This is a genomic window from Polaromonas sp. P1_G2, assembly GCF_056405515.1.
This window is the reverse complement of record NZ_JBFUBY010001180.1, coordinates 1-446: the sequence shown is the minus strand read 5'-3', so window position 1 is coordinate 446 and position 446 is coordinate 1. Positions and strand designations below refer to the sequence as shown.

1 protein-coding gene is annotated in these 446 nt (G+C 59.1%); it reads right to left on the bottom strand.

What is annotated here, in order from left to right; genetic code table 11:
• Nucleotides 1-84 precede the first annotated feature (84 nt).
• Nucleotides 85-446: formyltransferase family protein (locus tag AC1D0P_RS29660; RefSeq protein WP_477680004.1), on the bottom strand; the 362-nt coding region annotated here is incomplete at its 5' end.

Genomic DNA, 446 nt, shown 5'->3' with positions numbered 1-446 from the left:
TCCTGGCGCAGGCCAGCCGTGGTGGCTTTCACTTGGTCGATGACGGAAGCGGCAATCTCGGTGCCGTTGATGATCTTGGCCATCTCAGCCCATCCTTTCGGATGCGTAAGAGCCGGGGCTGGCGGGGAAGACGATGGTCTTGTTGCCGTTCATGAACACTCGATGATGGATATGGGCATGGATGGCACGCGCCAGCACCTGGCTTTCGACATCGCGGCCGATCGACACATAGTCCAAGGCGCTCTGTGCATGTGTGATCCGGGCGACGTCCTGTTCAATGATCGGGCCTTCATCGAGGTCGGCGGTGACGTAGTGCGCGGTGGCGCCARTCAGTTTCACGCCACGTTCATAGGCCTGCTTGTAGGGATTGGCACCCTTGAAGCTCGGCAGGAAGGAATGGTGGATGTTGATGATCCGGCCGCTCATCTTCTGGCAGACCTCATCAG